Source organism: Streptomyces sp. NPDC054770, assembly GCF_053611985.1.
In genome coordinates, this window is record NZ_JBSHBL010000034.1 from 54,611 (window position 1) to 75,800 (window position 21,190).

At 71.1% G+C, this 21,190-nt stretch carries 18 protein-coding genes; 14 read left to right on the forward strand and 4 right to left on the reverse strand.

Annotated features, from left to right (window positions below; translation table 11 throughout):
• Window positions 1–12 precede the first annotated feature (12 nt).
• The 8 genes from pcaDC (at window position 13) to ACWGKQ_RS27190 (ending at window position 6,721) form a co-directional block, all read left to right on the forward strand.
• A complete protein-coding gene (pcaDC, locus tag ACWGKQ_RS27155) occupies window positions 13–1,332 on the forward strand; it encodes a bifunctional 3-oxoadipate enol-lactonase/4-carboxymuconolactone decarboxylase PcaDC (RefSeq protein ID WP_453294567.1) in 1,320 nt (439 codons plus the stop codon).
• A 63-nt stretch (window positions 1,333–1,395) separates the two neighbouring features.
• A complete protein-coding gene (locus ACWGKQ_RS27160) occupies window positions 1,396–2,031 on the forward strand; it encodes an MBL fold metallo-hydrolase (protein ID WP_453294568.1) in 636 nt (211 codons plus the stop codon).
• A gap of 109 nt (window positions 2,032–2,140) precedes the next feature.
• Window positions 2,141–2,920, forward strand: a complete 780-nt coding sequence (locus ACWGKQ_RS27165) for an exodeoxyribonuclease III (RefSeq protein WP_453294569.1) — start codon at window positions 2,141–2,143, stop codon at window positions 2,918–2,920.
• Window positions 2,921–2,936: 16 nt separating this feature from the next.
• Window positions 2,937–3,344 carry a DUF6278 family protein gene (locus ACWGKQ_RS27170; RefSeq protein ID WP_453294570.1) on the forward strand — a complete coding sequence of 136 codons (408 nt, stop codon included), beginning with the start codon at window positions 2,937–2,939 and terminating at the stop codon, window positions 3,342–3,344.
• 133 nt (window positions 3,345–3,477) lie between these two features.
• Complete coding sequence (locus ACWGKQ_RS27175; protein ID WP_453294571.1) at window positions 3,478–4,221, forward strand: amino acid ABC transporter ATP-binding protein; 744 nt, start codon at window positions 3,478–3,480, stop codon at window positions 4,219–4,221.
• Window positions 4,222–4,287: 66 nt separating this feature from the next.
• Window positions 4,288–5,220 (forward strand): glutamate ABC transporter substrate-binding protein, encoded by a 933-nt coding sequence (locus ACWGKQ_RS27180; protein ID WP_453294621.1) that lies wholly within the window; start codon window positions 4,288–4,290, stop codon window positions 5,218–5,220.
• A gap of 11 nt (window positions 5,221–5,231) precedes the next feature.
• Window positions 5,232–5,876 carry an amino acid ABC transporter permease gene (locus tag ACWGKQ_RS27185; protein WP_453294572.1) on the forward strand — a complete coding sequence of 215 codons (645 nt, stop codon included), beginning with the start codon at window positions 5,232–5,234 and terminating at the stop codon, window positions 5,874–5,876.
• Complete coding sequence (locus tag ACWGKQ_RS27190; protein WP_453294573.1) at window positions 5,873–6,721, forward strand: amino acid ABC transporter permease; 849 nt, start codon at window positions 5,873–5,875, stop codon at window positions 6,719–6,721. Before ACWGKQ_RS27185 ends, ACWGKQ_RS27190 begins: the two co-directional genes overlap by 4 nt.
• A 43-nt stretch (window positions 6,722–6,764) precedes the next feature.
• On the opposite strand, the gene ACWGKQ_RS27195 is transcribed toward ACWGKQ_RS27190, so the two are convergent.
• Complete coding sequence (locus tag ACWGKQ_RS27195) at window positions 6,765–8,333, reverse strand: CocE/NonD family hydrolase (RefSeq protein ID WP_453294574.1); 1,569 nt, start codon at window positions 8,331–8,333, stop codon at window positions 6,765–6,767.
• A gap of 116 nt (window positions 8,334–8,449) precedes the next feature.
• Window positions 8,450–9,214 (reverse strand): hypothetical protein, encoded by a 765-nt coding sequence (locus ACWGKQ_RS27200; RefSeq protein ID WP_453294575.1) that lies wholly within the window; start codon window positions 9,212–9,214, stop codon window positions 8,450–8,452.
• Window positions 9,215–9,357: 143 nt separating this feature from the next.
• Between ACWGKQ_RS27200 and ggt the strand changes: the two genes are divergently transcribed.
• Window positions 9,358–11,151 (forward strand): gamma-glutamyltransferase, encoded by a 1,794-nt coding sequence (ggt, locus tag ACWGKQ_RS27205; RefSeq protein WP_453294576.1) that lies wholly within the window; start codon window positions 9,358–9,360, stop codon window positions 11,149–11,151.
• An 83-nt stretch (window positions 11,152–11,234) separates the two neighbouring features.
• Here the strand turns inward: ggt and ACWGKQ_RS27210 are convergent, their stop codons facing one another.
• Both ACWGKQ_RS27210 and map read right to left on the reverse strand, forming a co-directional pair.
• Window positions 11,235–13,778, reverse strand: a complete 2,544-nt coding sequence (locus tag ACWGKQ_RS27210) for an ATP-dependent Clp protease ATP-binding subunit (RefSeq protein ID WP_453294577.1) — start codon at window positions 13,776–13,778, stop codon at window positions 11,235–11,237.
• 594 nt (window positions 13,779–14,372) lie between these two features.
• Window positions 14,373–15,152: a type I methionyl aminopeptidase gene (map, locus tag ACWGKQ_RS27215; RefSeq protein ID WP_453294578.1), complete on the reverse strand. Its 780-nt coding sequence runs from the start codon at window positions 15,150–15,152 to the stop codon at window positions 14,373–14,375.
• A gap of 44 nt (window positions 15,153–15,196) precedes the next feature.
• Here map and ACWGKQ_RS27220 point away from each other — a divergent pair, with 44 nt between their 5' ends.
• The 5 genes from ACWGKQ_RS27220 (at window position 15,197) to ACWGKQ_RS27240 (ending at window position 21,077) form a co-directional block, all read left to right on the forward strand.
• Entirely contained in the window at window positions 15,197–15,448 is a 252-nt protein-coding gene (locus tag ACWGKQ_RS27220; RefSeq protein WP_351707725.1) for a helix-turn-helix domain-containing protein, read from the forward strand.
• 126 nt (window positions 15,449–15,574) lie between these two features.
• A complete protein-coding gene (locus ACWGKQ_RS27225; protein WP_453294579.1) occupies window positions 15,575–16,969 on the forward strand; it encodes a hypothetical protein in 1,395 nt (464 codons plus the stop codon).
• 230 nt (window positions 16,970–17,199) lie between these two features.
• Window positions 17,200–18,042: a nitrilase-related carbon-nitrogen hydrolase gene (locus ACWGKQ_RS27230; RefSeq protein ID WP_453294580.1), complete on the forward strand. Its 843-nt coding sequence runs from the start codon at window positions 17,200–17,202 to the stop codon at window positions 18,040–18,042.
• Entirely contained in the window at window positions 18,039–19,322 is a 1,284-nt protein-coding gene (locus tag ACWGKQ_RS27235; protein ID WP_453294581.1) for an aspartate aminotransferase family protein, read from the forward strand. Before ACWGKQ_RS27230 ends, ACWGKQ_RS27235 begins: the two co-directional genes overlap by 4 nt.
• Before the next feature lie 174 nt (window positions 19,323–19,496).
• The gene (locus tag ACWGKQ_RS27240) at window positions 19,497–21,077 is read left to right on the forward strand and encodes a PucR family transcriptional regulator (protein WP_453294582.1); all 1,581 of its coding nucleotides are present in this window, start codon (window positions 19,497–19,499) and stop codon (window positions 21,075–21,077) included.
• The last annotated feature ends 113 nt before the right edge of the window (window positions 21,078–21,190 follow it).

The following is a 21,190-nucleotide window of genomic DNA, read 5'->3' on the forward strand; positions in this document are numbered from 1 at the left end:
AGGGTCAGGCGGGTGAGTGAGACGCCAGCGAACACCCTGCAATACCGCTTTGACGGGCCAGAAGACGCTCCGGTCCTGATCTTGGGCCCGTCGCTGGGCACCACCTGGCACATGTGGGACCGGCAGATCCCGGAGCTGGTCCAGCAGTGGCGGGTCTTCCGCTACGACCTTCCCGGGCACGGTGGCGCGCCGGCGCACCCGGCGGGTTCCGTGGCCGAGCTGACCGCCCGGCTGCTGGCCACGCTGGACTCCTTCGGCGTGCAGCGCTTCGGCTACGCGGGCTGCGCGCTCGGCGGCGCCGTCGGCATCGAGCTGGCTCTGCGGCACCCGGAGCGGGTCGCCTCGCTGGCGCTGGTCGCCGCCTCGCCCCGGTTCGGGACGGCGGACGAGTTCCGGCAGCGTGGCGTGATCGTACGGACGAACGGCCTCGACCCGATCGCCCGGACCTCGCCCGACCGCTGGTTCACCAGCGGGTTCGCCGCCGCCCAGCCGGCGATCACCGAGTGGGCCGTCCAGATGGTCCGCACCACCGACCCCGGCTGCTACATCGCCGCCTGCGAGGCCCTGGCCGGCTTCGACGTACGGCACGAGCTCGCCCGGGTCGGCGTACCGGCGCTCGTGCTGGTCGGTTCCGACGACCAGGTCACCGGCCCGGCCGAGGCCCGCACCCTGGTCGCCGGGATCCCGGACGCCCGGCTCGCGGTCGTACCCGGCGCTTCCCACCTGGTTCCGGTCGAGCAGCCGGCCGCCGTCACCGACCTGCTGGTGCGGCACTTCTCCAGCGCCTGGCAGCCCGCCTACGACTCGACCACCGGCCAGATGGCCATCCCGGCCGCCCCGGTCAAGCCGGTCCTGATGGCCGCCCCGCAGTCCGTGCCCCAGTTCGCTCCCCAGGTCACGCCGATCGCCGAGATCGCCCCGCCGGTCGTACCGCCGCAGCCGCTCGGCCGCCCCGACCCGTACGACGCGGGGCTGAAGGTCCGCCGGGAGGTGCTCGGGGACGCGCACGTGGACCGGGCGCTGGCGCAGGCCGACGACTTCTCCGGGGACTTCCAGGAGTTCGTCACCCGCTACGCGTGGGGCGAGATCTGGGACCGGCCCGGACTCGACCGGCGCTCGCGCAGCTGTGTCACGCTCACCGCGCTGGTCGCGGGCGGCCACCTGGAGGAGCTGGCCTTCCACGTCCGGGCGGCGCTGCGCAACGGCCTCACTCCGGACGAGATCAAGGAAGTGCTGCTCCAGGCGGCCGTGTACTGCGGAGTGCCCGCCGCGAACAGCGCGTTCCGGGTGGCCCAGCAGGTCATCCGGGAGGAGACCACTCCCGAGGGCTGAGGGCTCCCGAGGACACGGGGAATGCCGGGGACCGGGGGACGGTGCGGGGGCAGGATGGTGACCATGAAGCTCACCAAGAAGTCCCACGCGTGCGTGCGCCTGGAGAAGGACGGGCGCGTGCTCGTCCTCGACCCCGGCGGGTTCAGCGAGGAGGACGCGGCCGTCGGCGCCCAGGCGATCCTGATCACCCACGAACACCCCGACCACTTCGACGAGGGCCGGCTGCGGGCGGCCCTGGACGCCGACCCCGCCGCCGAGATCTGGACCCTGAAGTCCGTCGCCGACCAGCTCGCGGCGGCCTTCCCGGGCCGGGTGCACACCGTCGGCCACGGCGACACCTTCACCGCCGCCGGCTTCGACGTCCAGGTGCACGGCGAACTGCACGCGGTGATCCACCCGGACATCCCGCGCATCACCAACGTCGGCTACCTGATCGACGGTGGCAGGGTCTTCCACCCCGGCGACGCCCTCACCGTCCCCGACCACCCCGTCGAGACGCTGATGCTGCCGGTGATGGCCCCCTGGAACAAGATCTCCGAGGTCATCGACTACGTCCGCGAGGTGAAGCCGCAGCGCGCCTACGACATCCACGACGCCCTGCTCACCGACCTGGCCCGGCCGATCTACGACCGCCAGATCGGCGCCCTGGGCGGCGCGGACCACCAGCGGCTGGCGCCGGGGGCCTCGGCGGACGTCTGAGGCCGGGCGTCCCGAGCCAGGGCGTCCCGAGCCAGGGCGTCCCGAGCCCGGGCGTCCCGAGCCCGGGCGTCCCGGCCGGTTGTCAGAGGGGCCCGGTAGGTTGTGGGGCATGCGCATCGCGACCTGGAACGTGAACTCGATCACCGCCCGCCTGCCGAGGCTCCTCGCCTGGCTGGAGAGCAGCGGCACGGACGTGCTCTGCCTCCAGGAGGCGAAGGTCGCCGAGGAGCAGTTCCCGTTCGAGCAACTGCGCGAGCTGGGCTACGAGGCGGCGGTGAACGCCACCGGCCGGTGGAACGGCGTGGCGGTGCTGTCGAAGGTCGGCCTGGCGGACGTCGTCAAGGGCCTGCCCGGCGACCCCGGCTACGACGGCGGCGTGGAGCCGCGCGCGATCTCGGCGACCTGCGGCCCGGTCCGCGTCTGGTCGGTGTACGTGCCCAACGGCCGCGAGGTGGACCACCCGCACTACGCCTACAAGCTCCAGTGGTTCGAGGCGCTGAAGGCGGCGGTGGCCGGGGACGCGGGCGGCAGCCGCCCGTTCGCCGTGCTCGGCGACTACAACGTGGCGCCGACCGACGACGACGTCTTCGACCGGGCCGCCTTCGAGGGCCTCACCCATGTCACCCCGGCCGAGCGCGCCGCCCTCGCCTCCCTGCGCGAGGCCGGTCTCTCCGACGTCGTCCCGCGCCCGCTCAAGTACGACCACCCCTTCACCTACTGGGACTACCGCCAGCTCGGCTTCCCCAAGAACCGGGGCATGCGCATCGACCTGGTGTACGGCAACGAGCCGTTCGCCAAGGCCGTCGAGGACGCCTACGTCGACCGCGAGGAACGCAAGGGCAAAGGCGCGTCCGATCACGCTCCGGTGGTGGTGGACCTGGAGGTGTGAGTGTCAACCTGGGACCATGAACATCCCCTTCCTGGGTAACAGGCACGGCAAGACCGGTGACGTCCCCCACATCGCCGACCCCGATCTGCTCGCCGAGTGCGAGCTGCTGCGCGCCCAGGCGGCCGAGGAGGGTGTCGCGCTCGACGACACCCCGGCCTCGCTGGAGGCCCTCGACCAGCTGCTCCCGCGCTGGCGGGACGACGAGGAGACGCTGACCTGGCTCGGCACCGACGCCGGCCTGTATCTGGGCACCGTCCTGACCCGGACCGTGTCCGGCGCCGAGTGGGAGATCCGGTCGGACGGGATGCCGGTCGTGCGGCTCGCGTCCGGGCGGGAGTTCGAGGTCGTCGAGTCCGGCCACGACTGGGCGGCGAGCGGGGTCCCCGAACTCTCCCAGCTCTATGCGGAGGTCGCCGAGGCCTGAACGGTGGCTGCCCAACTATAAAGGCGGCGTAAATACGGCTAATGCCCGAAAAGTGCGTGTCGTGCGTTGTGTCCCCCCGCGGCTGGATAGTTTGCGGCGACCACGGCACAGCTGAGAGTGGGTAGGGCTGCGTATGGCCGTCGATCCTCTGATCGAACTGCGGGACGTCAACAAGTACTACGGCGAGCTCCATGTCCTCCAGGGCATCGATCTCACCGTCGGCAGGGGAGAGGTGGTCGTGGTCATCGGCCCCTCGGGGTCGGGAAAGTCGACGCTGTGCCGGACGATCAACCGCCTGGAGACCATCGAGTCCGGGACGATCACCCTCGACGGGCAGCCGCTGCCCCAGGAGGGCAGGGCCCTCGCGAGGCTCCGCGCCGAGGTCGGCATGGTCTTCCAGTCCTTCAACCTGTTCGCCCACAAGACGGTTCTCCAGAACGTCTCCCTCGCCCAGATCAAGGTCCGCAGGCGCAAGAAGGACCAGGCCGACCGCCGCTCACGTGAACTCCTGGACCGTGTGGGCCTGTCGGCACAGGCCGAGAAATACCCCGCACAGCTCTCCGGCGGCCAGCAGCAGCGCGTGGCCATCGCCCGCGCCCTCGCCATGGAACCCAAGGCCCTCCTCTTCGACGAACCCACCTCCGCCCTCGACCCCGAGATGATCAACGAGGTCCTGGAGGTCATGCGGCAGCTCGCCCGGGACGGCATGACCATGGTCGTCGTCACCCACGAGATGGGCTTCGCCCGCTCCGCCGCCAACCGGGTCGTCTTCATGGCCGACGGCCGCATCGTCGAGGACCGCACTCCGGAGGAGTTCTTCACCGCCCCGCGCAGCGAGCGCGCCAAGGACTTCCTGTCCAAGATCCTCAAGCACTGAGCGGGGAGCACACCACCCATGGTCCGTACGACCCGTCTGCCCGGCCCCCGTCTGCCCGTCCCGCGGATGCCATTCCCGCGGGTGCCCGCCGCCCTGACCCTGCTCGCCGTGCTGCTCGCCGGCGCCGGCGCCGGGTTCGGCCTCGTCGGCTGCGGCAAGGAGGGCAGCCCGCCGCGGAAGGGCCCCGCGGCCGACCGGCTCCCCGTCTACCAGGTCGCGCAGGGCTTCCGGCTACCGGACTCCCCGACCTGGACCCGGGCCGAGAAGCGCGGTTACTTCGTCGTCGGCGCCAAGGAGGACCAGCCCTACCTCGGCGAGCGGGACCCGGCCACCGGCGTCTACTCGGGCTTCGACATCGAGATCGCCAGGATGATGTCCGCCTCCCTCGGCCTCGCCCCGAAGACGATCCGCTTCCGGACCATCGCCTCCGCCAACCGCGAGACCGCCCTCCAGAACGGCCAGATCGACTACTACGTCGGCACCTACACCATCAACGACAACCGGAAGAAGCTCGTCGGCTTCGCCGGGCCGTACTACATGGCGGGCCAGTCGCTCCTGGTACGCCACGACGAGAACGACATCCACGGCCCCCAGGACCTCGCCGGCAAACGCGTCTGCTCGGCGGCCGGCTCCACGCCGTACCAGCGGATCAGGGCCGACTACCCGAAAGCGGTCCTGGTCGCCTACGACACCTACTCCGTCTGCGTCGACAACCTGCTCACCTACCAGGTCGACGCCGTCACCACCGACGACGCCATCCTCATCGGCTACGCGGCGAAGGCCCCCGGCGAACTCAAGGTCGTCGGCAGGCCCTTCTCCAAGGAGCCGTACGGCATCGGCGTCCCCCGCGGCGACACCGCCCTGCGCTTCGCGATGGACGACGCATTGGAGGCACGTGAGAAGAACGGCGACTGGAAGAAGGCGTACGAGGCGACGCTCGGCCTGTCCGGCGTACCCGCCCCCACCCCGCCCCCGATCGACCGCTATCCCGCGAGCTGAGCGAGGACGGCATGAACGTACTGACAGACAACTTCCACACGTACGCCGAGGGTTTCCTCGGCACGCTCGAACTGACCGTCTACTCCTCGGCGCTGGCCCTGCTTCTCGGCTTCCTGATGGCGTCCTTCCGGGTCGCGCCCGTCGGCTCCCTGCGCATCTTCGGCACGGCCTGGGTCACCGTGCTCCGCAACACCCCGCTCACCCTCCTGTTCTTCGCGGTGCTGCTCGGCCTGCCCCGGTTCGGACTGGTGCTGCCCTTCAAGGTGTTCGCGGTGCTCGCCCTCGGCTGCTACACCTCCGCCTTCGTCTGCGAGGCGCTGCGCTCCGGCATCAACACCGTGCCCAGGGGACAGGGCGAGGCGGCCCGCAGCCTCGGCATGACCTTCGGGCAGACCCTCCAACTGGTGATCCTGCCCCAGGCCTTCCGGTCGGTCCTCGCGCCGGTCGGCTCCACCCTCATCGCGCTCGCCAAGAACTCCGCGATCGCGGGCGCCTTCAGCGTCACCGAACTCCTCGGCACCTACCGGACACTGAGCGAGCTCGGCTACAACATCGTCTGGACCTTCGTCTGGATCGCCGCCGGCTACCTGGTCATCACCCTGGCCATCAGCGCCCTGTTCAACCTGATGGAGCGCACGTGGGGAGTCGCCCGATGAGCCAGGCCACCGCGCTCTACGACATCCCGGGCCCCGTCACCAGAAGACGGCACGCGGCATACGGCGTCCTGGCGACGGCCGTCCTCCTCGCCCTGCTCGCCTGGATCCTGTATCTCCTCTTCGACACCGGCCAGTTCACGTACACCAAGTGGATGCCCTTCGCCTACCAGGGAATTCAGGAACTCCTCCTGCGGGGCCTCGGCAACACCCTCAGGGCCTTCGCGGCGGCGGCCGTCCTGTCCCTCGCGCTGGGCGGGCTGCTGGCCACCGGACGGCTCTCCGAGCACCGCCCGGTGCGGCTGCTCGCCACCGTCGTCGTGGAGTTCTTCCGTGCCATGCCCGTCCTGGTGATGATCTTCTTCGTCTTCGTGGCGCTGAAGGTCCAGCCGCTGCCCGCCCTGGTCGCCGGACTCACCCTCTACAACGGCTCGGTGCTCGCCGAGGTGTTCCGCTCCGGGGTGAACAGCGTCGAACGCGGCCAGCGGGAGGCCGCGTTCGCACTCGGCATGCGCAAGACCCAGGTCATGTCGTACGTCCTGGTGCCCCAGGCCGTCCGGGCGATGCTGCCCGCCATCATCAGCCAGCTCGTGGTGGCCCTGAAGGACACCTCGCTCGGCTATCTCATCACCTACGAGGAGTTCCTCCATGCCGGGAAACTGATCGCGTCGAACCTCGACTACGATTTGCCCTTCATCCCTGTGGTGATGGTGATCTCGCCGATCTACATCGGGATGTGCATGTTGCTCTCGTGGTTCGCCGGCTGGGTGGCCAGGCGGGAGCAGCACAGTCCCAAGACCGGGGCCGCCGAGGTGGCCCCGGCCGAACCAGGGACGCTGCTGCCGTAGGGGGCAGCAGCCAGGGCCAGGCCCGGCCGGCGGCAGCCGGAGATCACTGCTCGCGCAGCGGAACGGACACGTACGACGGGTCGTCCACCGGCGAGGAGAAGGTCAGCTGCGCGCCGGACGGGTTGTGCTCGATGTAGAGCGGGTCCACCGTGTCGACCACCAGCGCGAGCCGGTGCCCGGCGGGCACGTCGTAGGCGGTGGAGAACAGGTCCAGGTCCACGTCGAACGCCTTGCCGGGCGTCCGGCCGTGCCAGGTGTACGGCGCGTTGGTGACCAGTTTGCCGAGGCCGAGCGGCCCCACGTCGTAGAGGTAGGCGACGAGGGTGCCGCTCTCCGCGGTCGGGGTGAGGGTGGTGTGCAACCGGGCGGTGCCGCGCACCCGCTGGGTGCTGCCGTACCGCTCGGACTGCCAGACGGCGGCCCAGCGCCGGGGCAGCAGCGGGATCGAGGCGACCGGGGGCAGCTGGGCGACCTGGTCGAGGATGCTGGACAGGAAGACGATCCCGCCGTCCGCGCCCGAGTCGACGTTCGCGTGGACGGTGGCCGTGCCCGCGAGGTCGATCTTCCGCCGCGTGGCACCCACCGACTTCCAGTCCGGATAACCCTCGTAGCCGCCCGTGGAACGGGACTTGAGCTCCACGGGCTGCTCGCGGTCGATGCCGTTGTCCGCGCCCTTGAGGTAGCGGTCGAACCAGCGCTCGGTGTCCGTCCACACGTCGTTGGGCAGCCCGAACAGACCCGTCAGTTCGGCGGTGGCATGGTCGCCCGGGCGCAGCTCAAGCCGCTTGGGGCCGGTCAACCTGCCGTAGAAGTCGGCGATCTGGTTGGGCGGGAAGATCGTGTCGCCCCAGGCGTTGGCGAGCATGACCGCCGCGCCGTTCTTGTTGATCTGGTCGACATAGGTCGCGGCGGAACGTTTCTTTCCCCAGTCGATCAGTTCCTGTTCCTTCGACAGGTCGGAGGCGAAGAAGTCCTTGAAGACCTGGCTGGTCTCCGCGCTCGGGCGCCCGGTGACCAGGCCGACGCCGTCAAGGAGGGCGGTCGCTTGAGAGTGCTCCGTGCGGCCCGAGTAGATCGAGTCGATCAGGTCGGCCCAGCCGCTGAGCGAGGCGACCGCCTTGATCCGCTTGTCGTGTGCGGCCGCCAGCAGACTGATGCCGGCGCCGTACGACACGCCCGCCATGCCGATGTGCCCGGCGTCGGACGGGGTGTTGGCGAGCGCCCAGTCGATCACCTTGGACGCGTCGGCCACATCGGGCGGACCCGCCACCTCGATCTCGCCGCCGGACTGCCAGAACCCCCGGACGTTGTAGGCCACCACGACATAGCCGGAGTCGGCGAGTTTCTGGGCCTGGGCCAGGTACTGGACCTGCGGGAAGCCCCAGCTCGTGGGCATGACGAGGAGCGGGTAGCGGTGCGAGCCGTCGGCGCCCGCGGGTGTGACGACGTTGGCCTTGAGCGTCGTACCGCCGTCGCCGCCGATGTCGACGAACCGGACGCTGTCGGCGGCGGCCTGGGCGGCGGGGGTGAACCCGAGGACGCCGCCGGCGATCAGGGTCGCGGAGACGGCGCCCAAGGCGGTCGTGCGCAGGGCCTTGCGATGGGATCCCACAGGTCACTCCCCGTATGTGTCAATGCAAAGTGACCCGACGGTAACCGCAGCCCCTTACCGTAAGTAACCCGTCGGTAAGTTACGTGCGGGTAACGATTGTTGAATGGTGCAGGTAGTCAGGAGGCGCGGTGGGGGGTGGGTGCGGGGTCGGTCGCGGCGGGCGGCAGCGGCGCCTGGGCGGCCCGGGTGACGTCCGAGACGAGTTCGACCACGTCAGGGCCGTACGCCTGGGAGTTGACCACCTTGAGAAGCAGCACGAACGAGTTGTTGCCGTGCTTGCGGGCGAGCCGCTCGTGGCTGCGGGCGAGGTAGCGGGTGGCCGCCTGGTTGGTGATCGCGCGCTGTCCGCAGAAGAGGAACACCGGGCGGGCGTCCGGGCGTTGGCCGGCGGTGAGGCGGGCCAGCAGTACGTACTCCGTGATGCCCGGATCCAGCCGGTAGCGCTCGGTGCCGATCTGGAAGGCGCCGCGGTCCGGGCCCGGCTCCGGATCGATGTTGACGCGGATGCCGGGCAGCATGGCCGACATGTGTGCGAGCATGCGGCGATTCGACCCGGGACCTCCGACGCAGAACTCGGTCCGCTCGCCGAAGCCCTGCTGGACGTTCTCCTGGGTCACCATCTGGAGGTTCGCGCCGCAGTCCTTGATCAGCGCGGCCAGCTCCAGGAGCGCGAACACGTCGAAACGGTGGACCGCCGGTTCGGACGTGGCCGGATCGCGGTTGACGACCAGCAGCGACTCCGAGTTCTCCGGCAGCCCGAAGAAGGCCTGCTTGCGGCGCAGGCCGCGGCGCCACAGCGAGGTACGGGCGAGCCAGCCGAGCGCCGCGCTGATGCCGGCCGCCACTACGCCGAGGATAATGTTGCGCAGGTCGTCATTCATGGGCGCGCATGCTAGCGGTCACAGGTGGCCGGAACGTACCCGTGTTCGAAGTGTGGCAGTCATATGACAGTGCCCTGAATGTGGCTGTCGGGGGCGTGGCCCCGCCGATACGCTGCGCGGACGTTCCGGAACTGGAGGTGCGGATGCGTCGCCCTGTCGCGCGGAAACTGACGGTCCTGGCGGTCTCGGCCGCCGTGGTGTCGGTGGGAGCGGCAGCGCCGCCCGCCGTCGGCGGTACCACCGCCGCGAAAACCCCGGTGGCCGTCGGCTACGGCGGCGCGGTGGCCAGCGTCGACGCCGACGCCACCGCCGCCGGTATCGAGGTCCTCCGCAAGGGCGGCAACGCGGTCGACGCGGCCGTCGCGACCGCGGCCGCGCTCGGCGTCACCGAGCCCTACTCCTCCGGCGTCGGAGGAGGCGGCTACTTCGTCTACTACAACGCCAAGTCCCGTACCGTGCACACGATCGACGGCCGCGAGACCGCACCGCTGACCGCCGGCTCCAACCTCTTCGTGGAGAACGGCAAGCCGCTGGCCTTCGCCGACGCCGTGAGCAGCGGACTGAGCGTCGGCACCCCGGGGACGCCGGCCACCTGGCAGACGGCGCTCAGCCAGTGGGGGACGGAGCGGCTCGGTACGGTACTGAAACCGGCCGAGCGGATCGCCGGCAACGGGTTCGTCGTCGACGACACCTTCCGGTCGCAGACCGCCGCGAACGAGACACGGTTCCGGTACTTCCCCGACACGGCGAAGCTGTTCCTGCCGGGCGGGCAGCTGCCGGCGGTGGGCTCCACCTTCAAGAACCCCGAACTCGCCCGGACCTACAAGGAGCTGGGGAAGAAGGGGATCGGGTTCATCTACCGGGGTGCCCTCGGCAAGGACATCGTGTCGACGGTGAACAACCCGCCCGTGGACCCGAGTTCGGGGTGGAAGGCGCGGGCGGGCAAGCTGTCGGTGAAGGACCTGGCCGCCTACCGGGCCAAGTTGCAGGCGCCGACCGAGACGGGGTACCGCGGCCTGAAGGTGTACTCGATCGCGCCGTCCTCGTCAGGCGGCACGACGGTCGGGGAAGCGCTCAACATCCTTGAGAACACCGACCTCTCCAAGGCCAGCGAGGTGCAGTACCTGCACCACTTCATCGAGGCGAGCCGGATCGCCTTCGCCGACCGCGGGCGCTGGGTCGGCGACCCGGCGTTCGAGAACGTGCCGACCAAGGGGCTGCTGTCGCAGCGGTACGCCGACGAGCGGGCGAAGCTGATCAGCGACGACGCGGTGCTGACCAGCCCGGTCGCGCCGGGCGACCCGAACAACCCCGGGTCGACCGGTACGGCGGCGCCGACCACGTACGAGGGCGAGAACACGACGCACCTCACGGTCGCCGACAAGTGGGGGAACGTCGTCTCCTACACGCTGACCATCGAGCAGACCGGCGGCAGCGCGATCACCGTGCCGGGGCGCGGGTTCCTGCTCAACAACGAGCTGACCGACTTCTCGTTCACCCCGGCGAACCCCGCGGTGCACGACCCGAACCTGCCCGGGCCCGGGAAGCGGCCGCGGTCGTCCATCTCGCCGACGATCGTGCTTGACAAGGCGAACCGGCCGGTGGTCGCCGTGGGTTCGCCCGGTGGGGCGACGATCATCACGACCGTGCTCCAGGTGCTGACCGAGTTCCTCGACCGGCACCTGCCGTTGGTGGACGCGATCGCCGCGCCTCGGGCGTCGCAGCGGAATGCGGCGCAGACCGAGTTGGAACCGGCGCTGTACAACGACCCCGTGCTGAGGGGGAAGCTGGAGGCTATCGGGCACTCGTTCTCGTTGAATCCCGAGATCGGGGCGGCTACCGGGGTGCAGCGGTTGCCGGGTGGGAAGTGGCTGGCGGCGGCGGAGACTGTGCGGCGCGGTGGAGGGTCCGCGCAGGTGGTGGATCCGGTGCGGTAGTTGCGCGGGTGCGGGCGCGTGGGGCGCGTGGGGGCTGGTCGCGCCCACGCGGCGGAGCCGCAAATCGATACAGCCCCGCGCCCCTAAGGTTTGTCCGTCCGGAATTCCAAGCGGCCGCTCGCTGCATCCATGGTCACTTCACTGCCCTCCGTGATCGTGCCGTCCAGGAGCAGGCGTGACAGCTGGTTGTCGACCTCCCGCTGGATGGTCCGACGCAGTGGCCGGGCGCCGTACTCCGGCTGGTAGCCGTGTTCCGCGAGCCAGTTGACCGCCGCGTCCGTGAAGTGGGCGGTGATGCCCTGGGCGTGCAGCATGCGGCGGGTGTGTTCCAGCAGGAGCTCGGTGATCTGGCGCAGCTGTTCGCCGGTGAGCTGGCGGAAGACGACGATCTCGTCGATGCGGTTGAGGAACTCCGGGCGGAAGTGGTCCCGGAGCGGGCGCAGGACCCGTTCGCGGCGGGCCTCCTCCGTCGCCTCCTCGCCGCCGGGGCCGAAGCCGATGCCGGCGCCGCTCCTGGTGATCACGTCCGAGCCCAGGTTGCTGGTCATCACGATGACCGTGTTGGTGAAGTCCACCGTGCGGCCCTGGGAGTCGGTCAGGCGGCCGTCGTCCAGGACCTGGAGCAGGATGTTGAAGACGTCGGGGTGCGCCTTCTCCACCTCGTCCAGGAGGAGCAGGGAGTACGGGTGGCGGCGGACCACCTCGGTGAGCTGGCCCGCCTCCTCGTGGCCGACGTAGCCGGGCGGGGCGCCCACCAGACGGGAGACGGTGTGGCGCTCCTGGTACTCGCTCATGTCCAGGCGGACCATCCGGTCCTCGCTGCCGAACAGGGCCTCGGCGAGCGCGCGGGCCAGTTCGGTCTTGCCGACACCGGTCGGGCCGAGGAAGAGGAAGCTGCCGATCGGGCGGTCCGGGCTGGCGAGCCCGGCGCGGGAGCGCATGACCGCCTCGGAGACGACGGCGACCGCCTCGTCCTGGCCGATGACCCGCTCGTGCAGATGCCCCTCCAGGCCCAGCAGCCGTTCCTTCTCCTCCTGGGTGAGGCTGCTCACCGGGATGCCGGTCTGCCGGGAGACCACCTCGGCGATCGCCTCGGCCGTCACCTCCAGGTTCATCCCCTCGTCCGCCTGGTCCTCGCCGGAGACCTCGGTGATGCGTGTCTTCAACTCGCCGACACGGTCGCGCAGCTGGGTGGCACGCTCGTACTGCTCGTCGGCGACCGCCTGGTCCTTGTCCCGGGTGAGCTGCTCTATCTCGCGCTCCATCGTCCGTACGTCGCTGCCCTTGGCGCGGCTGCCGAGGCGGACCCGGGCGCCGGCCTGGTCGATCAGGTCGATCGCCTTGTCCGGCAGCCTGCGGTCGGTGAGGTAGCGGTCGGAGAGCTCGACGGCGGCGACCAGCGCCTCGTCGGTGTAGCGGACCTGGTGGTGGGCCTCGTAGCGGTCGCGCAGGCCGCGCAGGATCTCGATGGTGTCCGGGACCGTCGGCTCGGGCACCAGGATCGGCTGGAAGCGGCGGGCCAGCGCCGCGTCCTTCTCGATCTTGCGGAACTCCTCAAGGGTGGTCGCGCCCACGACGTGCAGCTCGCCCCGGGCCAGCGCGGGCTTGAGGATGTTGGCCGCGTCCATCGCGCCGCCCTCGCCGCCGCCCCCGGCACCGACCACGGTGTGCAGCTCGTCGATGAAGACGACCAGCTGGTCGGAGTGCGAGCGGATCTCGTTCACGATGTTGTTGAGGCGCTCCTCGAAGTCGCCCCGGAAGCGGGTGCCCGCGACCACGCTCGGCAGGTCGAGGGCGATCACCCGGCGGCACGACAACACGTCCGGTACGTCCGCGTCGGCGATCCGCTGGGCCAGGCCCTCGACGATCGCCGTCTTGCCGACACCGGCGTCACCGATCAGCACCGGGTTGTTCTTGCCGCGCCGGGAGAGCACCTCGATGGTCTGCTCGATCTCGTCGTCGCGGCCGATGACCGGGTCGATCCGGCCCTGACCGGCCAGCTCGGTCAGATCACGGCCGTACTTGTCCAGGGTCGGCGTGCTGCTGGTACGGCGCCGGGTGTCCGGGCCGGCGTGCGAGCGGTCGGTGTCCGTGGCGTCCGCGGGCAGACCGGCGGCGGCGAACCGGGCGGCGTTCAGGATGTGCCCGGCGGCCGAGTCCGGGTTGGCGGCGAGCGCGCCCAGGACATGTTCGGGGCCGATGTAGCCGGCGCCACCGGCCCGGGCCAGGTCGTGCGCGTCCAGCAGGGCCCGCTTCACGGCCGGGGTGAGGGACAGCGAGGTCGGCGGGGGCGCCTCGCCGGGCGGGTGCTGGACCGGGCCGGCGCGGCCGTCGATCTCCGTCGCCAGCGAGTCGGGATCGGCGCCGGACCTGCTCAGCAGGGAGCGGGTGGGCTCCGCGGTGAGCGCCGCGCGCAGCAGGTGCTCGGTGTCGAGGTCCCGGCTGCCGTGCTCGGCGGCGTACTGGGCGGCGCCCTTGACCAGTTCCCTGGCCGGTTGGCTCAGCAGCCTGCCGATGTCGATCTGCCGGGGACCCTGGCGGGCTCCGCCGCCACCGAAGAAGCGTGCGAGGAACTCCCCGAAGGGATCCTCTCCGTAGTCGCCCGGTCCGGGGTAGCCGCTGGTCATGGGCGTTCGTTCCGTTCCGGCGTCCCGGCGCCTTGGGGGACGCGCTCGCTGGTCGACGTGCCGGTCCACGCGGGTGCCCGTGCAGGGCCCGGTCACACCACCTTCGCACGCCCGCCGGAGGGGGGCACGTCCAGCCGTTCGGGCGACAGGCCGACGGGTGTCTCCGCATTTCGCGGGCCGCGGCCGCCCACACGGAAGGAATTCACCGCCGCATCAGCACCGGACGTGCTGATGCGGAAATTCAGATTCTTCTCGTGGTACGGACCGGTGAAGGCGGGCCCACCTTCACCGGTCCACGCCGCAGGGAGCTTTATGCAACGTGATCAGCGGCCGTTGGTATTCGGCGGCCGGGGCCGCCGCCGACCCTGGGGCGGAGGCGGCGGAGGTACCGGCTGCCGCCGCGTGGGCCGGGGAAACGGAACTCGCATGCGCACGTTTTCCATGAGAACTCCTTCGCTGATCGGGCGGGCGTTTCTCGGCCCGTCACGGATATGTGTACGGGAGGACCGCAGCCGTTGTTCAGCGTTCTGGAGAATTCATTTGTCCGGCGCCTGCCCGCATATCGCGATAAGAAATGCGCAGGAAAAACCTGTGTCAGTTCTTTGAATTCCTGGCCGTGAGGATTCGCGGCCCCGCCTCGGTGATCGCCACCGTGTGCTCCACGTGAGCCGCCCGGGAACCGTCGTTCGTGCGCAGGGTCCAGCCGTCGGGGGCCTCGTGGTAGCCGTCCCGGCCGCTGCCGATCAGCATGGGTTCGATCGCGATGGCCATGCCGTGCCGGAGCGGGAAACCGCGTCCGGGGCGGCCCTCGTTCGGCACCTCCGGGTCCTCATGCATACGGCGGCCGATGCCGTGCCCGCCGAAGCCCTGCGGGATGCCGTAGCCGGCCTCCCGGCACACGCGCCCGACCGCGTGTGCGATGTCGCCGGTGCGGTTGCCGGCCACCGCCGCCGCGATGCCCGCCGCCAGTGCCCGCTCCGCCGTCTCGATGAGCCGTACGTCCGCCGCGCGCGGCTCGCCGACCGTGAAGCTGATCGCCGAGTCGCCGGCCCAGCCGTCCAGTTGGGCGCCGCAGTCGATGGAGACCAGGTCGCCGTCGCGCAGCCGGTACTCGGTCGGGATGCCGTGCACGATCGCGTCGTTCACGGACGCGCAGATGGCGGCGGGGAACGGGGTGGGCGCGAACGAGGGCCGGTAGCCGAGGAAGGGGGAGGAGGCCCCGGCCACGCGCAGCACCTCCCGGGCCACCTCGTCCAGTTCGAGGAGGGAGACGCCGACGTGGGCGGCCTCCCGAACGGCCGTGAGGGCCCGCCCGACGACCTGGCCCGCCGCGTGCATGGCATCGATCGATGTGTCTGTCTTCAGTTCCACCATGCCAATTAATATACCGGCTTTCTCGACCGGGTTAGAATGGCGGCATGGTACGCACCCCTCTCACTCCGGAAGAACGTGAACGCGGCGAGCGGCTCGGGCGGTTGCTGCGCGAGGCGCGCGGCGGCCGGAGCATGACCGAGGTGGCCGCCGCGGCGGGCATCTCGGCCGAGACCCTCCGCAAGATCGAGACCGGGCGGGCGCCGACCCCCGCCTTCTTCACCGTCGCCGCGCTGGCCCGCGCACTGGGCCTGTCGATGGACGACCTGGTGGAGCGGTGCGCTCTGGTCGTCGTGTGACGCGCATCGGTCAAGATCGGGCAATGAGGGTTCTGCGTGCCCGCTGAAAACTCCCTGTAGCAACCCCGTAACACACCTGGTGTTGCCTACGGAGCCGGAGTGTTCCGGTCTGGCGGGAGTCGAGCGATGGCTGTGGATCAACTCCCCGGCCGGGTGCGGGAGTTCGCGAACTACCTGAACGGCTTGCTGGCGCGCCTGGACCAGGGCGGCGGCTGGTGCGCCGTCTTCTGGCAGCGCGACCCCGACGGTATGCAGGCCTGCCTCGGCGGGCGCGAGGTGCCGCCCTGGGACGTGGTGGAGGCGCTGCTCCAGGACCTCGCGACCGTCTACGGTACGGGGGCCGCCGCACACGAGGCCGAACAGGCCCGGCCGCTGCACGCCGACGCGCTCACCGCGTACGACTCCCGGCCCGGCGCCCGCGAGGATCTGGGCGACCGCCTCGACGTCACGTTCCGCGAACAGCGGTACGCCGCCGAACGGCTGGCCCAGCTCGGCCGCGCCCTCGACTCCGCGTACTCCCGCGAGGAGGCCGAGGCCCTGAGCGTCGACCTCGCCTGGGCCCGCGACGACCACGAACGGGCGACCGCCCGGTGTGCCGAACTCCGGGCCCGGATCGGGAGGCTGGAGCACCGGGCCGAACTCGCCGGCCGCCCGGTCGGCACCGCGCCCGACGAGGGCGCAACGGCATGGATCCCGGCCGCGACTCCCGAGCCGACCCCGACCCCGGCCCCGGCGTCTGCCCCCGCCCCAGCCCCAGCCCCCGACCCGGTCCCGGACCCCGCCCCGGCCAAGCAGCGCAAGCGGCGGCGGGGCAGTGCCCGGTTCGCCGGCATGGCCGAGGACGAGGCCGCGCCCACCGTCGTACCGCAGACGCCGGACGTGTCGTCCGTGCCCACGGCCGCCACTGCTCGTCGTACCCCGCGCGGTGCCCGGTTCGCCGGGGCCACCGAGGTTCCGGCGCGGCCGGAGCCGGCGCCGGCACAGCCCGACGAGGAGGCGGGGCAGGCCGTGGCGGAGGCGGTGGAGCGGCTCGAAGGGCTGCGGGCCCAGGGCCGCACCGGAGAGGCGCACGCCCTCCTGGCCGAGGTCGCGCACTGGCCCGCCGCCCGCTTCCCGCTGCTCGCGGACGCCCTCCAGCGGGCCGGACTCGGCGCCGACTGGGCCACGCTGCTGTGGGAGGCGGCCTCGCTGCCGCCCGCGCGGCTGGTCGCGGCCGCCGACGCCCTCACCGCCGCGGGCCGGACCGACGACGGCCGGCAGATCCTGCGCCAGGGCGTCGCCCGCCCCGCCACCGAGATCGGCGAGGCCGTCCTCGCCCTGGACACGGCGGGTCGCCACCGCGAGGCCCGGGCCCTGCTGGACACCTACGTCCAGGTCCGCACCCCGGAGGAGGCGGCCCACAGCGCGGAACCGGATCCGGTACGCCTGGTGCCGCTGCTTCTTCGCTCGGCGCAGTCGTTCTCGGACCAATGCCACTGGGATGTGCTCCACGCCCTGCGAGTGGCGGGCCTCGCGGTTTGACATGCCTGGGCTGAAGCGCCCCGACAGGGGCGCGGGGAACTGCGCGACCAGCCCCCACGCACCTCAAGTCGGGAACGGCCGCCGAGCTGAAACGGCGCTTCCGGGACGGCCCCCGCATCCGCCAGCCAGGTTAGAAACGTGATGGACTCGGCGGCTTAACGACGATGGTCTTGGCAAGGACTCCGAGGAGGCTTACTTTCGACCCTCTACGGGCGTAGAAGGAGCAGCTCATGGCCAACGTCGTACGCGCCGCTCTGGTCCAGGCCACCTGGACCGGCGACACCGAGTCCATGGTGGCGAAACACGAGGAGTACGCCCGCGAGGCGGCCCGCCAAGGCGCGAAGATCATCGGATTTCAGGAAGTCTTCAACGCCCCCTACTTCTGCCAGGTCCAGGAACCCGAGCACTACCGCTGGGCCGAGCCGGTCCCGGACGGCCCCACCACCCGCCGTATGCAGGAACTCGCGCGCGAGACCGGCATGGTGATCGTCGTCCCGGTCTTCGAGGTCGAGCAGTCCGGCTTCTACTACAACACCGCCGCCGTGATCGACGCCGACGGCACCGTTCTCGGCAAGTACCGAAAGCACCACATCCCGCAGGTCAAGGGCTTCTGGGAGAAGTACTACTTCAAGCCCGGGAACGCCGGCTGGCCGGTCTTCGACACCGCCGTCGGCAAGGTCGGCGTGTACATCTGCTACGACCGCCACTTCCCGGAGGGCTGGCGGCAACTCGGCCTCAACGGCGCCCAGTTGGTCTACAACCCGTCGGCCACCTCACGCGGCCTGTCGGCCTACCTCTGGCAGCTGGAGCAGCCGGCCGCCGCGGTCGCCAACGAGTACTTCATCGCCGCCATCAACCGGGTGGGCCAGGAGGAGTACGGGGACAACGACTTCTACGGGACGAGCTATTTCGTCGATCCACGTGGGCAGTTCGTGGGGGAGGTCGCGAGCGACAAGGGCGAGGAACTCGTCGTCCGAGACCTCGACTTCGATCTCATCGAAGAAGTGCGGCAGCAGTGGGCCTTCTACCGCGACCGCCGTCCCGACGCCTACGAAGGGCTGGTACAGCCGTGAACGAACTCTTCGCCCGCCACCGCCAGGTCCTGCCCGACTGGCTGGCCCTCTACTACGACGAGCCCCTCGAGATCACGCACGGTGAGGGACGGCACGTCTGGGACGCGGACGGCAACCGGTACCTCGACTTCTTCGGCGGCATCCTCACCACGATGACCGCGCACGCGCTCCCCGAGGTGACGAAGGCGGTGAGCGAGCAGGCCGGCCGGATCCTCCACTCCTCCACGCTCTACCTCAACCGCCCGATGGTCGAACTCGCCGAGCGGATCGCCCAGTTGAGCGGCATCCCGGACGCCCGGGTCTTCTTCACCACCTCCGGCACCGAGGCCAACGACACGGCCCTGCTGCTGGCGACGACCTACCGGCGCACCAACACCATCCTGGCGATGCGCAACAGCTACCACGGCCGCTCCTTCAGCGCGGTCGGCATCACCGGCAACAAGGGCTGGTCCCCGACCTCGCTGTCCCCGCTCCAGACGCTGTACGTCCACGGCGGCGTCCGCACCCGCGGCCCGTTCGCCGAGCTGAACGACCGTGACTTCATCGCGGCCTGCGTCGACGACCTGCGCGACCTCCTCGGCCACACCCGCCCGCCGGCCGCGCTGATCGCCGAGCCCATCCAGGGCGTCGGCGGCTTCACCTCACCGCCCGACGGACTGTACGCGGCCTTCCGCAAGGTCCTCCAGGAGCAGGGCATCCTCTGGATCGCCGACGAGGTGCAGACCGGCTGGGGCCGCACCGGCGAGCACTTCTGGGGCTGGCAGGCACACGGCCAGAGCGGCCCGCCGGACATCCTCACCTTCGCCAAGGGCATCGGCAACGGCAGCTCCATCGGCGGGGTGGTGGCCCGCTCCGAGATCATGAACTGCCTGGACTCCAACAGCATCTCGACGTTCGGCGGCACCCAGATCACCATGGCCGCCGGCCTCGCCAACCTGTCGTACCTCCTGGAGCACGACCTCCAGGGCAACGCCCGCCGCGTCGGCGGCCTCCTCATCGAACGCCTCCGCGCCGTCGCCGCCCAACTGCCCGGCGTCCGCGAGGTGCGCGGCCGCGGCCTGATGATCGGCGTCGAACTGGTCAAGCCCGGCACCGACGAGGCCGACCCCAAGTCCGCCTCGGCCATCCTGGAAGCGGCCCGCGAGGGCGGCCTCCTGATCGGCAAGGGCGGCGGCCACAACACCAGCGCGCTGCGCATCGCCCCGCCGTTGTCCTTGACGGTGGCGGAGGCGGAGGAGGGCGCGACGATCCTCGAACAGGCGCTGAGGAGTGCCTACTAGGCGACCCGCCGTGTGTCGACTGCGGCGCCGTCGCGGCTGGTCGCGCAGTTCCCCGCGCCCCTGAAGGGGCGCCGTGCAGCCCCCTGTTTTTTAGGGGCGCGGGGAACTGCGCGATCAACCCCCACCGGCCCGCAGTCTACGAACGCACCGAACCCGACCAAGGGATCACGCAAGATGACCGCCACCTGGGATCCCCCGAACACCACCGACCCCATACTGTCGGTCCGCCAGATCCTCGCCCTGGAAAGGGTCCTGGCCGGCGACCCCGAGGTGGTGGCCGCCGCCGCCCACCTCGACCGCCCCGTCCGCTGGGTACACGTCGCCGAGGCCCCCGACGTCGGCGTCATGCTCACCGGCGGTGAAATGGTCCTCACCACCGGCGTCCTGCTCGCCGGCGACGAGCACAAACAGGCCGAGTACATCCAGTCCCTGCACCGGTCCGAGGCCGCCGCCGTGGTCCTCGGCCTCGGCCGCGCCTTCCCCGCTCCCCCCGACGCCATGCGCCGCGCAGCGGACCGCTGCGGCCTCCCCCTGGTGGTCCTGCACCGCCCCTTCCCCTTCGCCGAGCTGACCGAGGAGGTCCAGTCCCGCCTGGTCCGGCGGAAGTTCGCCGCCGTCAGCCTCTCCGAGTCGGTCCGTACCGCCCTCACCGGCCTGATCACGGCCGGCGCCCCCCTCCAGCGGCTCCTCGACGAAGTCGCCGTGCACAGCGCCTGCCCCGTCGTCGTCACCAACCTCGCGCACCGGGTCCTCGCCACCGCGGGGGAGCGGTCGGCCGTGGACGACGTGCTGCGGGACTGGGAGCGCATCGCCCGGCAGGCCGGCGGCAGCGCCGGCGACGGCTGGATCCGTGCCGAACTGGGCGGCCGGGGGGAGCGCTGGGGCCAGATCATGCTCTGCGGCCACCGCGGCGACACCGCCACCGGCCGGCTGCTCGCGGACCGCGCCGCCGAGGCCCTGGTGCTGCACCGGATGCTCGGCGGCGGTTCCGCCCACACCTGGGAGGAGCAGTCCGCACAGAGCCTGCTGACCGACCTGGTCTCCGGGGTCGTACCGGCGCGTCAGCTGCTGCCCAGGGCCCGGGCGGCCGGTCTCCCCGTCAACCGGCGGGCCTTCGTCCCGCTCGTCGTACGGGACGCCGAACCGGCCCAACTGGAGCGGATCCTGCGCCTGCTGGGCCTGCCCGGACTCGTCGCCGAACTCACCGAGCGGACCACCGCCGTACTCCTCAGCCTCGCCCGCGACCAGGACGCCGACGCGCTCGCCGCGCACTTCGCCGCCCGGCTGCACGACGAGTCGGCGGGGCCCCGGGCGGTGGTCGCAGCCGCGGGCGCCAGGACCGTGTGGGACGACGTGCCCGTCGGTCTGCGCGAGGCCCAGCACGTCGCCGACGCGGTCGCCGACACCGCCGCCGCCCTCGACCTCCCGGCCGTCGTCCGCCTCAGGGACGTCCACCTGCGCGGCCTGATCCGGCTGCTGCGCGACGACCCGCACGTCCAGTCGTTCGCCGAGCGCGAGCTGGACGGGCTGCTGTGCGGGACCGGCAGCGACCAGGACCTCCTTGGCGTCCTGCGGACCTACCTCGCCACCGGCCGCAACAAGTCCCGCACCGCCCAGCTCCACCACGTCTCCCGGCCCGCGCTCTACCGCCGGCTGGAGGCGATACAGACCCGGCTCGGAGTCGACCTCGACGACTTCGAGCAGGCGGCCTCCGTGCACATCGCACTCCTCGCGCACGACGCGCAACAGCAGTGAAACCTGTGACGACCTGGGAAAACGGCGGTGAAACATGGGCCAGCGGCAGCGTGACACGGTGGCACGCCGGACGCCCGCAGACGTGACACGATGGCACTCAAAGCCCGCTTTCG

What these genes read in the sequence shown, in the direction of transcription:
- ACWGKQ_RS27160 (WP_453294568.1), top strand. Translation starts at nt 1,396, where the DNA reads ATGAAGCTCACCAAGAAGTCCCACGCGTGCGTGCGCCTGGAGAAGGAC.
- ACWGKQ_RS27165 (WP_453294569.1), top strand. Translation starts at nt 2,141, where the DNA reads ATGCGCATCGCGACCTGGAACGTGAACTCGATCACCGCCCGCCTGCCG.
- ACWGKQ_RS27170 (WP_453294570.1), top strand. Translation starts at nt 2,937, where the DNA reads ATGAACATCCCCTTCCTGGGTAACAGGCACGGCAAGACCGGTGACGTC.
- ACWGKQ_RS27175 (WP_453294571.1), top strand. Translation starts at nt 3,478, where the DNA reads ATGGCCGTCGATCCTCTGATCGAACTGCGGGACGTCAACAAGTACTAC.
- ACWGKQ_RS27180 (WP_453294621.1), top strand. Translation starts at nt 4,288, where the DNA reads ATGCCATTCCCGCGGGTGCCCGCCGCCCTGACCCTGCTCGCCGTGCTG.
- ACWGKQ_RS27185 (WP_453294572.1), top strand. Translation starts at nt 5,232, where the DNA reads ATGAACGTACTGACAGACAACTTCCACACGTACGCCGAGGGTTTCCTC.
- ACWGKQ_RS27190 (WP_453294573.1), top strand. Translation starts at nt 5,873, where the DNA reads ATGAGCCAGGCCACCGCGCTCTACGACATCCCGGGCCCCGTCACCAGA.
- ACWGKQ_RS27200 (WP_453294575.1), bottom strand. Translation starts at nt 9,214, where the DNA reads ATGAATGACGACCTGCGCAACATTATCCTCGGCGTAGTGGCGGCCGGC.
- ggt (WP_453294576.1), top strand. Translation starts at nt 9,358, where the DNA reads ATGCGTCGCCCTGTCGCGCGGAAACTGACGGTCCTGGCGGTCTCGGCC.
- ACWGKQ_RS27210 (WP_453294577.1), bottom strand. Translation starts at nt 13,778, where the DNA reads ATGACCAGCGGCTACCCCGGACCGGGCGACTACGGAGAGGATCCCTTC.
- map (WP_453294578.1), bottom strand. Translation starts at nt 15,152, where the DNA reads ATGGTGGAACTGAAGACAGACACATCGATCGATGCCATGCACGCGGCG.
- ACWGKQ_RS27220 (WP_351707725.1), top strand. Translation starts at nt 15,197, where the DNA reads ATGGTACGCACCCCTCTCACTCCGGAAGAACGTGAACGCGGCGAGCGG.
- ACWGKQ_RS27225 (WP_453294579.1), top strand. Translation starts at nt 15,575, where the DNA reads ATGGCTGTGGATCAACTCCCCGGCCGGGTGCGGGAGTTCGCGAACTAC.
- ACWGKQ_RS27230 (WP_453294580.1), top strand. Translation starts at nt 17,200, where the DNA reads ATGGCCAACGTCGTACGCGCCGCTCTGGTCCAGGCCACCTGGACCGGC.
- ACWGKQ_RS27240 (WP_453294582.1), top strand. Translation starts at nt 19,497, where the DNA reads ATGACCGCCACCTGGGATCCCCCGAACACCACCGACCCCATACTGTCG.